This is a genomic window from Paenibacillus cellulositrophicus (genome assembly GCF_009363095.1).
Taxonomy (GTDB): domain Bacteria; phylum Bacillota; class Bacilli; order Paenibacillales; family Paenibacillaceae; genus Paenibacillus_AQ; species Paenibacillus_AQ favisporus.
On the sequence record NZ_CP045295.1, the window covers coordinates 2525947 to 2538939 of the forward strand.

The following is a 12993-nucleotide window of genomic DNA, read 5'->3' on the forward strand; positions in this document are numbered from 1 at the left end:
TCGCTCCTTCTATAAGTTTCTATCTTATCCAATCCCCATCCCTTATCCTACCAATTTCTATTATTAATGTTAAGAGTAAACAGGCAATTCATCCGTACAGCCATTCAAGAGCATTTGTCCCTCGCTCTCCTTTCTGTAATAATCAATTCATCAAGATGGCGACGATCAAAAACGGTTATGGAGGTAGATTCTATTGATCACTGGTGAAAAGGTCGAACTGCGCCCCGTCTCCCTGGATGATTACAGACGGGCATACGCCTGGAGAAATGATGAGGAAACAGCCAAGCTGGAAGCGGGTTCGGCCCTGTTCTTGTTCAGCCATGTTCCACTGGAATATTTGGAGGATGCATACAGAAAGGAAATCCTGGAACTGGATAAACGGGAAAAAGGACGATTCTCCATTTATACGCGCGGCGAACAACCCGAGCATATCGGTTTCATTGAGTACCGAGACGTGAACATCGTCTCCCGCCGCTGCACCGTCGGCATCGGTATTGGAGACAAGGACTTCTGGGGACAAGGCTGGGGATCGGATGCCATGAAAGCGCTGATCCGGTATGTGTTCCAGACGATGAACCTGCGACGTGTTCAGCTCGAAACATGGGGCGGCAACCCAAGGGCCATCCGTGCCTATGAGAAGTGCGGCTTCGTTATTGAGGGAAGGCTGCGCGAGCATTCCTATATTGATGGACAGTACGTTGACACCATCGTAATGGGGCTTTTGAGGGAGGATTTTCTGAATTTAGATGGGGGATAGCATCTTCCGTTCACCAAAAAAGCCGCGGTTCCCCATGACTGGGATCAGCGGCTTCCTACTCAATCCTTGCCTTTCAATGGCATACTCACCAGGCGATCGGAACCATGAACCGCTCGCGATGGCGGAATATGGCCCATTCACGGTAGCCAATGTCATACAAATAGCCGGCGACCGCCGCGAAATGCTCGCCTACGCGCTCGGGTTCGTGCGCATCAGAGCCAAAGGTCACCTTTACCCCGTAACGGTGCGCGCGTTCCAGCAAATCACCGTCCGGCACCCAGTGGTTGTCGGAGGAATTGATTTCAATCACTACATCTCTTTCCGCAACCGCCTTCAGCATGACGTTGGCCGCTTCGGTACGCAGCTCCAAGTATCCGTTGAAATAGCGATGCCGGCGAACTCATGCACGGAGCCAATGACGTAATCCAACGGATAAGCAGCGATCACCGATCGGTACAATCCAGATGCTCCGGCAAAAAATCCGCTTCGATGCCGAGCAGCACCTCGATTTTCCCATGATACTGCTTCTTTAGCTCCAAAACCTCCCGAATATACGTTGGAAACTCAGATTTTGCCATACTCCCCGTTAAGGATGGATGGTCTTCGGCCGATGCGAAAAACGGCGTATGGTCCGAAATGCCGATCATATCCAGTTATTTTCCCGATTTGGGCTTCCTGCACAAATACACCGATGAATATCGTAATCTAATTTCGTCTAAATAAATGAGAAACTAAATTACGATGATCAAGCAGAAAGGACGATCGCATGCGTAAAATTATTCTATTCATTCACAGTACTTTGAATGGAGTTGTCACTGGCGACCCAAGCGAGGACAAAACCGACTGGGCGGCCTGGAGAAATAGCGCTGGCATTGAGGAAGGGTCTCAGTATCTATTAAATATTTTCGAGACAGCTGATACCATTTTGCTTGGCCGCGGAACCTACGAAGACCTCTCTAGAAAGTGGCCGAATACTCGAGGTTCAGGCCTGGGTGATAAGATAAACAACGCCCACAAACTCGTTGTAACAAGCACCTGCCCACACGAAAATCTAAAATGGGGAGAATTTGAAGCTCCAAAACAATTAACTGGCAGTAATATAGAAGAGCAAATTAAGGACCTAAAAAATGGGGACGGTGGTGACATCGTTATTTTCGGTAGTCCAACGCTCGTGCGATCACTTGCAAACGCAAATCTTATTGACGAATATCAGATAGTCATGCACCCGGTTGTGGTCAACGTAGGTGAGCATTTGTTTGACAATCTTAAGGAACAGAAGGAATTCCATCTCGTGGACACCAAAACACTTAAGGTGGGTTCCCTCTTGGTAACCTACAGACCCGCTACAGCTTAGCTCAACCGGGCAGATCATTACTGACAGCACGAAATGACGACGTGCGAGGTCATCATTTCAGCGAAATTGTACATGATCATTCTTGCGAAAATCTCTTCGGGTGATAGACTCCTGTTTCTTTGCGTGAAAATTCGTCAGACCAACGGTAGGGATGTCCACGTTTCTTTTAGCGAATTCGCGTACTCATTCATTGCGAAACCTCCTTTTTTCGCAAAAAAGGAGCGGGCTATCTTTTCGATAACCTGCTCTTTTCTTGATTTTTGGACCGCAGCCTTAACTTAATGACATTGTGCTTAGCCCTCCTTTTTGTGCTGCCTACTCTAATGGTATGAAGTATCTTACCTCTTCCAGCTCCGTGTAAAAACCTACGGATTCATACAGCGATAATGCTGTTTTGTTTGAAGTTAGTACCATGAGATTCGCGTTATTCAATTGATTAGACCGGAGATATCTCAAAGCCTGTGTTAACAAATACTTGGCCATGCCGCGATTCCTCCATGATTCACGGACAAATACGTCCTCAATCACGCCATGGTCTTCCTCCTGCCATGTCATCAGCCCACCAACAATAATGTCCGACTCGCGTATGACCATAGACGTCCAAATTTTATTTTTCTTATATTCGGAAAGTCTATTCAGTCCCAGCGGCGTATCTGGCCAGATTTCAGCTTCTACGTCCAAATATTGTTGTTCCTCGGAAGGTGTCTCCATCTGCCAATACGCAAACTGATACCCATCTTGAAGCTCTAACTCAGGAATGGATTCAGTCAGGTTTCGATTCATACGGTATAGACTATTTAGATGGAGGTATCCTTTTTGGATAAAAAACTGATTGTTTGCGGTTTCTGATGAATCGTTCCCTACACAAAGCATCGTTCTGTATTCTTCAGACAAAGTCTCTTTTAATTGATGGGCTCTGGCCAGGAGATACGGATAGACTTTTTCAAGCAGATCCATGTCATTGTTTCTTTCCGGAATGGTTTTAAGATTCATGTAAATGGAATGACGGTTTTCTTTCGAGCGACCCGGAGGCACAACGTTTATGATGCTCACTTGACCCTTGGCGACCATTTCCCCCTTTTCAAATGCACAATACACGTTATTCCAATTGTCTTCATCTCCGACCCACCAAAAGACGGCATTTCCTTTGGCTGTTACTGATTGGTACAGCTCACCCAGTAAAGGCATGTCTGCATGTTGAAAATTACGGATGACCGTCTCGGGCGATAATTGGCTCAAATATATACCCCTCTTTCCACGGCAGGGCATTTCGCAGTTTATAGAGCTGACTAATGCGAGTTCCCCTTTAATCTTATCGGTTTGACCATTCAAACGCTGCAAGAACTACAACTATATTACTCGAAGAAATAGGGAACGGTACGGTAGAAAATGACTATGATTAAAGTATCCTGTCCGCTAACGGTAAGCTGCGGTTGTATTACTAATATTAAAAGAAGAACCGGCGCGAGGCCGGTTCTATCATCCCTAGTCAATCTTCCTAATAGCCTTTAAGAACCTGCCCCCTCCTCAGCCTCTTTGCCTGCGATCAGCAGCTGCACCCCGATCATCGCCACGATGATTACGAGCATCGCGAGAAGCGCAGCGTGAAAGCTTCCGCTGTAATCATGGATCGTTCCCACCAGCAGCGGACCGAATGCGCCGATAATGTAACCTCCGCACTGAGACATCGCGGCCCATGCCCCCGCTTCCTCCGAAGTGTTCGTCTCGACGATCGGCAGCATCAGCGCCAGCGGGAATAATCCGCCTGCCCCGATTCCCAGAAAAACGATAGCCGGCAGCATCGGCAGATGGAGCAATAACATCACAATGCCGATCAATTCACACACGCTGCACAAAACCAGAAACAATCTTCTTTTGCCAAAGCGGGACACCAGACCCGGAACGATTAAGGAGACAGGAACTTGGATAATCGTAAACAAGGTAAGGAACACCGCCGAGCTCGACGGACTGTACCCGAAGCTGTGCGCAATCGGTGAAATCCATGCGGTAATGGAATAGAACATGCTTGCCATAAAACCGAAAAATAACGTTAATAATATCGCTCTTTTATTACGAATGGGCAGCCTGGAACGAACCAATCTCTTCCGCTCGGCCTTGTTCCGGAGAAATGCCGACCAGATCAAGAGGGCAATAACACCCAAAATAGCCCAGCATGACAAGGTCAACGTTAAGCTGTGATGACTCCGGTCGTAAATCGGAATGGAGAAGGCGGATGCTAAAGCTGCCCCCACAGTCATTGATGCGGAGTAGATGCTGACGATGCCGGGCTTCGTCGGGAAATATTTTTTAATAAAACCGGACAATAGAGGCCCTGCCAAACTGATTCCGATCCCGCCTACCAACGCTGTAACCACCAGGATCGTGACGGAGCCGACGATTCCTCGCAAAGCAGTGCCTCCTGTAATAAGCAGCAAGGCGAAGGCAATCGTGCGTTCCAGCCCAAGCCGATCACTCAGCGCCGTCGCTGCAGGAGCAAAAATCCCCATACATAATACAGGCAGCGTCGTGAGCAGACTTGCGGTCAGCCCGCTCATTCCCAAATCGCTCTGCATGGTACCGAGCAAAGGGGCAACCGACGTAAGAATTGGCCTCAGGTTCAACGCCGCGATAAATATAGCTAATAATAAATAGAACTTTCTCATCGATTTCCTCCACCCATCTGCTTTATGTACATTCAGTATATGGAACCGCCTTTCATTGTTCAATCCTATAATTTATATTATTATGATAGTAAAATACTATTAAAATCAGGAGAACCTGCATGGACACTCGAAATATACAGTACTTTATGGCCGTATATGAGCATCTTCATTTTACAAAAGCCGCCGATGAGCTAGGCATCTCCCAGCCCACACTAAGCCAGCAGATTCGCATCCTTGAAGCGGAGTTCGGCATGCCGCTCTTCGACCGCATCGGCAAGAAGGTGGTTGCGACGGAAGCCGGTAGGCTACTGCGGGAGTATGGAACGAAAATGCTGCAGGCGGAACGGGATGCCAAAAATGCCATCAAGGAGCTCCAGTCCGGCAAACAAGGCACCGTTCGGCTGGCCGTGCTGCCTTCTGACCTGGATTTTCAGCTCGTTCCGCTGTTTGTCCAGTTCAAATCCACCTATCCTGACATCCAGCTGCAGGCCTTCTCTACGATCTTCGTCCAGGACGAAGTGCTTAACCATAAAGTAGATCTTGGCATTGGATTACGCGGGCCGGTCGATAAAAGGCTGACCCAAATTCCGCTTGGATGCGAACCCTATCATCTATTCGTGAATTCGGCAAGCGAGCTCGCCGACAGGAAGGAGATCACGCTGGAGGAACTGAAGGAGCATGCCTTAGTGATGTATCCCAAAGGGTATCTCGGCCGCGATCTGGTTGATGATGTATGCAGACAAGAGGGCTTCGAATTAACGACAGTGATGGAGGCCAGTTCAGCCACTTCGCTGCTGCAATTAGTATCAGCAGGGGTAGGCGCGACGATTCAACCGGCTGGATTGCTCAGACAAAATCCGGAGCGGCCCGAAATTGCATCGATCCCAATTACTGGACCGACGCCTGTGCGTTATCTCGAGCTGATGTATTATGCGGATCGATTTATTAGCGGCTCCCAGCAGCAATTGACGAATTGGCTCGTCGATTACTTTAACGCCAATATAGGCCAGAATCCGCATGACGGTTAGGCTGGAGGCACATCAATACGGCTCCCAGGCTCCAAGATGGCATTTACTAGGCACCGACACCGAGTGGAATGGCTTTTATCAAGCGATTTCCATCTCTTGCGGGCCTTTCTACCCAGTCTGATTGGCATGAGGTACTGAAAAAAAGCCCGATACACCTGCCGGTAGATTCGGGCTTTGCATGCTTATTCCTCGAAAAACTGATTTTTATCCACGCCGGAAACGTTTAGCTGAATGTCCGTCGAATTGGCAACCAGTCTGAACTGATTGTCGTTTACCTTTTCTGCTACGGCAGATACGGATGCACCTTGCAGCTGGCGATTAATGGCTCCAACCAAGGCATCCATGGTGGCATACCGCGAAACTAACGTGACGACGGCTGTATGCTCCCCATCGCTCACGTTAAACGTCCGATTCTTGCTATGGTCGATATCGCTTCCGTTATATTGGCTCTGTGGAAAGAAATATTGCCAGTCAGATCCGCCTAACGTAACGGAAGACTCCGAGCCGGTATTGAATGCAAAGATCGAGAACGTATCCCCGAATCCGACGGCACCCAAAGTTCGCTCCCCCAGGTCGATTCCATGCGCATTGCAGTAATCCTGAATAAAACTGTCGACGGCCGAGCCCACGACTTGCCCTGCAGTAAACTCACCTAAGGGAATATTCCATGTCAAATCAATAGGGATCGTTATCTTCCCGTCGCTGATCGTGAAATGTTTGGGCGCGCTTTGGAAGTCAGTCGTTTGGACCTGGAAGCTCTCCCCTCGGGCTTGCGTTGCATAGATGGTGGAAAAGTCAAAATCGGCGATGGTTTTGCTCGTGATCACCTCTGGTTCGTCCTTGATAGCTTTCACGCGAATACTAATCTCTTTCGTATCGGAAGCAGCTCCTGCGACGATGTTCGCGACAAGGACGACGTCCGTGTTTTCGTTCAATCCTTCATGCTGCACGCTGCCGGTCGTTATATCCACGATCGTTGATTGCTCTGTATTTTTCAGGATCCAAGTAATTGTCGCGCCGTCTTGGGCGTTTGGCAGCTCGATCTTTTCCGCAACGCCGTTGTAAACAACCTGCAAATTCCCTTTGGCCACGGCCACGATTTTCAAATCCCTGATCATGTCCTCGGCGTCCGTCAGTTTGCCGATATCGCCTACCCGCTTTTTTTGGCTATCCGTTAAACCATCGTAATGGGCGCGGGCTGACGTTACAGCCAGTTCATCGGTCAGCTTGGTATTCGCTTTCGCTGGCAATGCTGCGATTTCTGCTCGAACCGGAGCTGCCGCCGCTTCATCCAACGCTGCTTGGGCTTCCAGCTCGGCAATCGTTTGTTCGGCCTCCGTCAACTTGGCGATATCGCCTACCAAGGCTTTTTGCGCATCTGTTAACGCATCATAGTGTGCGCGGGCTTGGACGACGGCCGGTTTGTCGGATAACTTGATATTTGCTTTTGCAGGCAATGCTGCGATCTCGGCTTTTACCGGTTCTGCAGCGGCTTGATCCGGATTCTGATGATGAGTTTCTCCTCCTCCATTGGAGGGAGCGCCCCCGCCGGAAGATGGCGTCGACGGAATCGGAGTCGGAGTCGGTGTTGGTTTTGGTGTTGGGGTAGGAGTTGTGGGCGACATTGGCGTTGCGGGCGGTACTACGGGCGGCTGGGTGCTGCCTTCGTCAGCCTTTGCCTTGTCGTTCAGAAACTGGACCGTCACCAGGGCTGCGTCCTGGCGGGTCGCCTGATTTCCGGGATTGAATGTACCGTCGGGGTAACCATGTATGAGTCCTAATTCAACGGCAGCGGCAACAGCATCTTTGGCCCATGCGGAGATGGATCCAGCGTCGGAGAACGTTAAATTACTTCCTTTTCCTGCAGGGTTGACGCCTAGGGCGTTCACGAAAATCACTGCCATTTGCTCGCGGGTGAGGTTTTGGCCCGCTCCGAAAATCCCGTTCCCCATGCCTTTGAACAATCCGGCCTTGAACGCCGCTTCCACGGCAGCATAGGCATAGTTTTCTTTCGGTACGTCTTTGAAGGTCGGCGTTACCGGCGGATGGCTAAGATCCAATTGGAGCGCTCTGGCCATGATGATCGCAAAATCCTGCCGCTGGATACCGCTAGCCGGATTGAATATTCCATCGCCTGTTCCATGGATGATTCCTTTACTAACAAGCTCATTTATCGCGTCTTTGGCATGACTGTTTGAAATGTCGGACAGGGACGCATCTGCGGATACATGCGGCACCAGGGCGCCCAGCAGGGCAGCCGCCGATAGAATCGATATCGATTTCCCTTTTAAACTCATCAGGATATTTCCTCCCAAATAATAAAATCGCTAGAATCAACGCGTTGATCTGCCGACGGCATAAGCCCCGGGCTATAACGATGCGATCGAATCCATGCGGATGCTGCCTCTCATTCTAGCGCCGATAGATTAACGTCATGTTAATCCCCCATGGTTTACTCCTCTAAGGCATGGGTTCCGGCGCGTATTCATGATCCCCCTCCTTTGCATCCTTATTTGATTGTTTAGAGCTGTATTTTAATACTATAAAGCGATTTTGTATAATAGAAAATCCCCCGTAAGGGGGACGCCGGGAGAAGGAAAAGGGGAATATCTTATTCTCATTATTTATGTGTACCCTTCCCCATCTATTTTTCAGGAAAATTCGTCTTTGAGTAATACCGAACCGTCTTCCCGGTTCTTTCAGCATACTCAATTTCTTTTTTTGTGCTGCTCCCAATATAACCTTCGACATCAATGACAAAGATTTCATCGGACAAATCAATTTTTTTAAATGAAGATCGCCAAGCAGTTCTGCCTGTTCTGTCGTCAATTCGATTCCTTCACTTTGCTCAAAGAACGCTAGACTTAGCACAATATTTCCCTTAAGCGTTAAATAAGCGTTGACCTGTTCGAATTGCCTTTTGAATTTAGTAGACCCGCATAAAGTAATTACTCGCATCATTTCACCCTCTCAAACCCAAAGAGCAAGCTTTCTATTCGTCATCATACCATTTTAACCAGACTTCAAATAGACGCCCTTCAGATGCTGTGTTAGAATTCCTTCATGTGGAAAAAGAGGAGTGAAGCAACGTGCCAAAAGACCAGCTGCAGCAATTAATTGCTCTCCGTGAACAGGGGCGCGCCAACCAGGATCAAGAACTTCTGGCCGATGTGCGCGCCCGGCTGTTGGAGCTGCTGAACGAAGATCCGAATGATGCGCAGGTGAACTACCAGACCGCAATCGCCCATGACAACTCGGGATTGGGGAAAGAAGCCATCCCCTACTACGAACGCGCCCTGCAGCTCGGCCTTTCCGGTAACGATCTGGAGCGCTGTCTGCTCGGTCTGGGGAGCACCTACCGGTACTGGGGCCAATATGAGAAGTCGATCGCAACGCTCCGCAGGGGCGTTCAGGAGTTCCCTGACAACCGGGCACTCCGGGTTTTTCTGGCCATGGCGCTGTACAACGGCCAGCAGTATAAAGAAAGCGTCGAACTCCTGATTACCAATCTCATGGAATCGACTACGGATGAAAAGCTGCTTTATTTCAAGCGCGGCATTTTGGCCTATACGGAAGACTTGGACGAAACCGCAGAGTAGGCAGCTTTTTCGTAAAATCCGGGGCGGTTCAGCATCTAACCCTCGGCGTTCTCATGAATCTCGCACGTTAGCAGAACAGCCTGCCGGCTTAGGCCGACAGGCTGTTTCATTGCAGAAACCATGCGGATATTCTGTTTCTTTTTACTTTTTAGCAGCAAAGATAAAGGAATTGGCATGGAGCCCCGCCTGCTGGAATTCCCAGTCTCCGTATATATTCACCTGCTGAAAGCCTGCAGCAAGCAGATCCTGCCTGAGCGTCTCCCTCTCCCTAAAAATCAGCGTGTCGTCTTCGCTCCGAACCTCATGGGTATCCAAATTTTCATAAAAAGTATCGTATGCCACCAGGGGCAGATGAACCGAGGTCGTCTCATGCCAGGTTCTGATGTTCGCCTTCGTTGCCGGATCCACGACTTCACTAAGAGAGTGCTCCTTGGTCCAGCGTTCCCAAGCGCGTGCGAGAGGATTTCTGGTGTCGAACAGAAGATACCCTCCCGGCCTCAAGGACTGAGAAATGTTGTGCAGCGTGGCTGTCCATTCCGCGTCCGTCACAAAAACCTGTGCCACGTTGGACGTCATCATCACCACATCAAACCGCTCCGCCCCCAGTTTCTCGGACGTTCCAACCTCCCATAGTACGGCGTTCTCTGTGTCCTTCTGCTTGGCAATCCGAATCGACGCCTCGTCGGGATCCAAACCGGTCACGTGATAACCCTTACCCGCCAAATGCAGCGTCAGCCTTCCGGTTCCGCAGCCTAAATCGGCTATTCCGTCAGGCTTGATCCGCTCAATGATGCGCACGAAAAATGTGTCGTCCTTCCCCCATCGGTTCAATTGATCGTAAATCGATTCGAACATCTTTTCCCTCCCGATTCGCTTCCTGAATTTTCGCTATTCTGATCATAGTTCATTGGCCTTTAGGGGGATAGGGAAAGAAAAAATATAGCCGTTTAATATCCATGTAAGGGATGGAATGCATAGACGCAGACTGGAAGTTGCATCCTAATGATAAATGGATTTAAGACAAGGGAGGCATCGAAACGAAATGGAAAAGGATAACCACTTAGCCAACGAAGCGGAAGCGAAGGAACAAGCGGCCAAAGCAAACCGCAACAAGGGTCCGGAAGCCCCGGACACCGAATTCGCCGGAGAACTCAGCCGCAGCGATATCAAGTCCGCGTTCAAAAATCCGGTAACCGGCGAAGAACGGTTATATTAATTCCGCTTAACGTGAATCAACATTCGGTGCAAGAGCTCGGACAGTCGTAACCAAGTAACAAAAATAAGGTTAATCTTAAAGCGCAAGAAGCGCCCTTAAGGTTAACCTTATTGCATTTGGATTCCGGCTCTGCGGCTGTATCAACAGCAGGTCACGACCTCCCGCTTTCTTTAGATTACTTCTGTCCCGCCCATCTCACTGCGCTTTTTCAGGTGCTATACGGGTCAGCCAGAAAGTCGTTCACCGCTTGAGCATAACCGTTTAAATCATCGGAGTGGACACCGTGACCGCATTGTTCGAAAACGACAAGCTTGGTGCCCAGTCTTCTTGCCTGCATGCGTCTCGCCTGATCGGTATCCAGGATAAAGCTCTTGCCGCCATGAATCAAGAGGATCGGGCAGCTTGAGCCCAGCCAGTCGTCCCACCACACCCCGTTGGATTGGGGGACGGATACCTGCAGCCCTTTCAAATCCGTTCGAAAGCCCCAGCCCCGTTCATCCTCCAGCACGCTTTCGGCAAAGTAGTCGATCGCCCGGAGTCCTGCGCTTGCAAGCGATTCCCTCAGCTGCTTCAAAGAAGGAGACCGGAACGGAAGCTGTTCAGCAAAGGAAAAATCCGCGTTAATCTCCGCGCCAATATCCTCAACGATCAAGGAGCTCACCAGTTCAGGATAACGGGCCGCGAATTGATAAGCATTTAATCCACCCAAAGAATGCCCCAAAATCGTAACCGGCTGTCCCCCGAGCTCCGACTGGACCAGATTCCAAATATCCATTACGTAATCTTCCCTGGCGTATTCCTGTCCGGGAGGATGATCGCTCCATCCATGTCCCCGCTGGTCCAGAGCAATCACCCGCCAATCCTTGAATCGGGCCGCCAGCTCCGAGAAGGTCCTTGCATTAGCCATGTAACCATGCAGCATCACCAGCACCTGCCTGCTGTCTCCGCCAAAATCAAGATAGGACAACTGAAGATTTCCCGATTTAAAATATTTCCTTTGTGCCAATGGAGTATGCTCCGTCATTGTACTGTTCCTCCTTTTTATACGATTCAGGCGCCAAGATGCAGGTCGCGTGTTTTCGTTTTTCGCTGCTTCTGTCCATACAAGCCCGCCAACCCGGCGGAAATTCCCATAAAGATCGCGCCTGACGCCGCGCCGAATTGCAAACCGTACTGCTGCACTCCTACCCCGCCGACGATGGGTCCCATCATTTGTCCTGCCGCGAAAAAGGCGGTGGCGATGCTGAGGCATGCCGCATAGGCGCGATGTGGAACGTGGCGCCGAAGCAGCGAAGTCGTCATCAGCGGCGGAGTAATAAAAGAAACAAGTCCGATCATCACTGCTCCTAGTGCGGTAAAGAACAAATTCCCGGTCGTTATACCGAGCACCCCGACGGTTCCCAAGGACAGCCCCGCCGCCAGTGTATACCCGCTCGGCCACCGGTCGATAGCCCTGCCGCCGATCCAGCCGTTAAACATGCCCGCCAAGCCGATACCGGACCAGATCAACCCGGCGAAGAGGGCCGGTATGCCCCTGCTTACCAGACAAGGGATCAGATACGTGAAGTAAATAATGTATCCCGCACCAAAGAAAAAATAAGAACCGATTAGGAACAAGAGCTTCTCGGGGTGAAATAGAAGCCGGTATACTTCGACACGTTGTTGATCCGGGGTTTTCACTTCTGCCTGGGACGATGAACTTCCCTGTCTCCGCTTGCTCGTGACCACCGCAAAACCGAACGCCGCCGCGATGCCGAATACGCCCATGGCTGCCCAAGCATACCGCCACCCCTGCAGATGGGACGGGTCAATCGTAAGGGGAGCGGATAAACCCGTGAGCAGAATGCCGGCGGAGCCGCCCAGCCAAATCAAGCCCGAAGCCGCTCCCTGCTCAGCCGGCCGAACGGCGTCCATTGCAATAGACAAGACGAGCACCGTGGCGAGAGCTGATAGAAATCCTATGGCAAAACGCCATAAACCGAGTTGGGCCAAATGATCGCTGAATGCCGAGCCGATCATGGCCAATCCGAGCAAAAAGCATGTCGCTTGATTGATGGCATGCTTCCGGTCCGGAAACCGCGAGATCAATGGAGGCAGGCACAAGGTCCCCGCCAAGTAACCGATAAAATTGATCGTCCCCAACATACCCAATTGACTGTAGCTCCCCCCGATTTCCCGCTGAATTCCCGGCAGAAACATGCCATAAGAGAGCCGGGAAAAACCGAGGATCACGACAAATAACAGCGATGCCCACAAGGTGATCCCGTTCCATGCCGATTTTTGGCCCATCATTTGATTTCCCTTCCATTGTTTGGCTTGAAATTAGTTTAAAAGAGTGTGATTATTTTGTAAAATTGAATTATATGAATGAATTGT

13 protein-coding genes and 1 pseudogene are annotated in these 12993 nt (G+C 50.1%); 5 read left to right on the forward strand and 9 right to left on the reverse strand.

All coding sequences use genetic code 11. From position 1 onward, the window contains the following. The first annotated feature begins 193 nt into the window (after positions 1–193). Positions 194–757 carry a GNAT family N-acetyltransferase gene (locus GCU45_RS11365; protein WP_152399006.1) on the forward strand — a complete coding sequence of 188 codons (564 nt, stop codon included), beginning with the start codon at positions 194–196 and terminating at the stop codon, positions 755–757. Between the two features lie 85 nt (positions 758–842). Here the strand turns inward: GCU45_RS11365 and GCU45_RS11370 are convergent, their stop codons facing one another. Both GCU45_RS11370 and GCU45_RS11375 read right to left on the reverse strand, forming a co-directional pair. After that, positions 843–1127, reverse strand: a complete 285-nt coding sequence (locus tag GCU45_RS11370; RefSeq protein ID WP_152399007.1) for a PHP-associated domain-containing protein — start codon at positions 1125–1127, stop codon at positions 843–845. Positions 1128–1200: 73 nt separating this feature from the next. Further along, positions 1201–1404 (reverse strand): PHP domain-containing protein, encoded by a 204-nt coding sequence (locus GCU45_RS11375; RefSeq protein ID WP_152399008.1) that lies wholly within the window; start codon positions 1402–1404, stop codon positions 1201–1203. A 119-nt stretch (positions 1405–1523) separates the two neighbouring features. Here GCU45_RS11375 and GCU45_RS11380 point away from each other — a divergent pair, with 119 nt between their 5' ends. Then, positions 1524–2111 (forward strand): dihydrofolate reductase family protein, encoded by a 588-nt coding sequence (locus tag GCU45_RS11380; protein WP_152399009.1) that lies wholly within the window; start codon positions 1524–1526, stop codon positions 2109–2111. Positions 2112–2426: 315 nt separating this feature from the next. Here GCU45_RS11380 and GCU45_RS11385 read toward each other — a convergent pair whose 3' ends face one another. Together GCU45_RS11385 and GCU45_RS11390 are read right to left on the reverse strand one after the other, a co-directional pair. Further along, positions 2427–3350, reverse strand: coding sequence for a GNAT family N-acetyltransferase (locus tag GCU45_RS11385; protein WP_244364527.1), 924 nt, complete (start codon positions 3348–3350; stop codon positions 2427–2429). A gap of 269 nt (positions 3351–3619) precedes the next feature. Then, positions 3620–4774 (reverse strand): MFS transporter, encoded by a 1155-nt coding sequence (locus GCU45_RS11390; protein ID WP_152399010.1) that lies wholly within the window; start codon positions 4772–4774, stop codon positions 3620–3622. A 119-nt stretch (positions 4775–4893) separates the two neighbouring features. On the opposite strand from GCU45_RS11390, the gene GCU45_RS11395 reads away from it, so the two are divergent. Further along, positions 4894–5802, forward strand: a complete 909-nt coding sequence (locus tag GCU45_RS11395) for a LysR family transcriptional regulator (protein WP_152399011.1) — start codon at positions 4894–4896, stop codon at positions 5800–5802. Between the two features lie 182 nt (positions 5803–5984). Here the strand turns inward: GCU45_RS11395 and GCU45_RS11400 are convergent, their stop codons facing one another. Both GCU45_RS11400 and GCU45_RS11405 read right to left on the reverse strand, forming a co-directional pair. Beyond that, complete coding sequence (locus GCU45_RS11400; protein WP_152399012.1) at positions 5985–8099, reverse strand: S-layer homology domain-containing protein; 2115 nt, start codon at positions 8097–8099, stop codon at positions 5985–5987. A gap of 347 nt (positions 8100–8446) precedes the next feature. After that, positions 8447–8760 (reverse strand): annotated as a pseudogene (locus tag GCU45_RS11405) (hypothetical protein). A gap of 131 nt (positions 8761–8891) precedes the next feature. Between GCU45_RS11405 and GCU45_RS11410 the strand changes: the two are divergent. Beyond that, the gene (locus GCU45_RS11410; RefSeq protein ID WP_145164789.1) at positions 8892–9401 is read left to right on the forward strand and encodes a tetratricopeptide repeat protein; all 510 of its coding nucleotides are present in this window, start codon (positions 8892–8894) and stop codon (positions 9399–9401) included. Positions 9402–9542: 141 nt separating this feature from the next. Here the strand turns inward: GCU45_RS11410 and GCU45_RS11415 are convergent, their stop codons facing one another. Next, positions 9543–10256: a class I SAM-dependent methyltransferase gene (locus GCU45_RS11415; RefSeq protein WP_152399013.1), complete on the reverse strand. Its 714-nt coding sequence runs from the start codon at positions 10254–10256 to the stop codon at positions 9543–9545. Between the two features lie 187 nt (positions 10257–10443). Between GCU45_RS11415 and GCU45_RS33765 the strand changes: the two genes are divergently transcribed. Further along, positions 10444–10617 carry a hypothetical protein gene (locus GCU45_RS33765; RefSeq protein ID WP_167527123.1) on the forward strand — a complete coding sequence of 58 codons (174 nt, stop codon included), beginning with the start codon at positions 10444–10446 and terminating at the stop codon, positions 10615–10617. A gap of 208 nt (positions 10618–10825) precedes the next feature. On the opposite strand, the gene GCU45_RS11420 is transcribed toward GCU45_RS33765, so the two are convergent. Then, complete coding sequence (locus tag GCU45_RS11420) at positions 10826–11641, reverse strand: alpha/beta fold hydrolase (protein ID WP_152399014.1); 816 nt, start codon at positions 11639–11641, stop codon at positions 10826–10828. 26 nt (positions 11642–11667) lie between these two features. Then, positions 11668–12909: a YbfB/YjiJ family MFS transporter gene (locus GCU45_RS11425; protein ID WP_244364528.1), complete on the reverse strand. Its 1242-nt coding sequence runs from the start codon at positions 12907–12909 to the stop codon at positions 11668–11670. Positions 12910–12993: the final 84 nt, after the last annotated feature.

Bases quoted from the DNA above. Each gene is read 5' to 3' on its own strand.
- GCU45_RS11375 (WP_152399008.1), bottom strand. From the start codon at position 1,404: ATGATCGGCATTTCGGACCATACGCCGTTTTTCGCATCGGCCGAAGAC.
- GCU45_RS11380 (WP_152399009.1), top strand. From the start codon at position 1,524: ATGCGTAAAATTATTCTATTCATTCACAGTACTTTGAATGGAGTTGTC.
- GCU45_RS11390 (WP_152399010.1), bottom strand. From the start codon at position 4,774: ATGAGAAAGTTCTATTTATTATTAGCTATATTTATCGCGGCGTTGAAC.
- GCU45_RS11395 (WP_152399011.1), top strand. From the start codon at position 4,894: ATGGACACTCGAAATATACAGTACTTTATGGCCGTATATGAGCATCTT.
- GCU45_RS11400 (WP_152399012.1), bottom strand. From the start codon at position 8,099: ATGAGTTTAAAAGGGAAATCGATATCGATTCTATCGGCGGCTGCCCTG.
- GCU45_RS11415 (WP_152399013.1), bottom strand. From the start codon at position 10,256: ATGTTCGAATCGATTTACGATCAATTGAACCGATGGGGGAAGGACGAC.
- GCU45_RS33765 (WP_167527123.1), top strand. From the start codon at position 10,444: ATGGAAAAGGATAACCACTTAGCCAACGAAGCGGAAGCGAAGGAACAA.
- GCU45_RS11420 (WP_152399014.1), bottom strand. From the start codon at position 11,641: ATGACGGAGCATACTCCATTGGCACAAAGGAAATATTTTAAATCGGGA.
- GCU45_RS11425 (WP_244364528.1), bottom strand. From the start codon at position 12,909: ATGATGGGCCAAAAATCGGCATGGAACGGGATCACCTTGTGGGCATCG.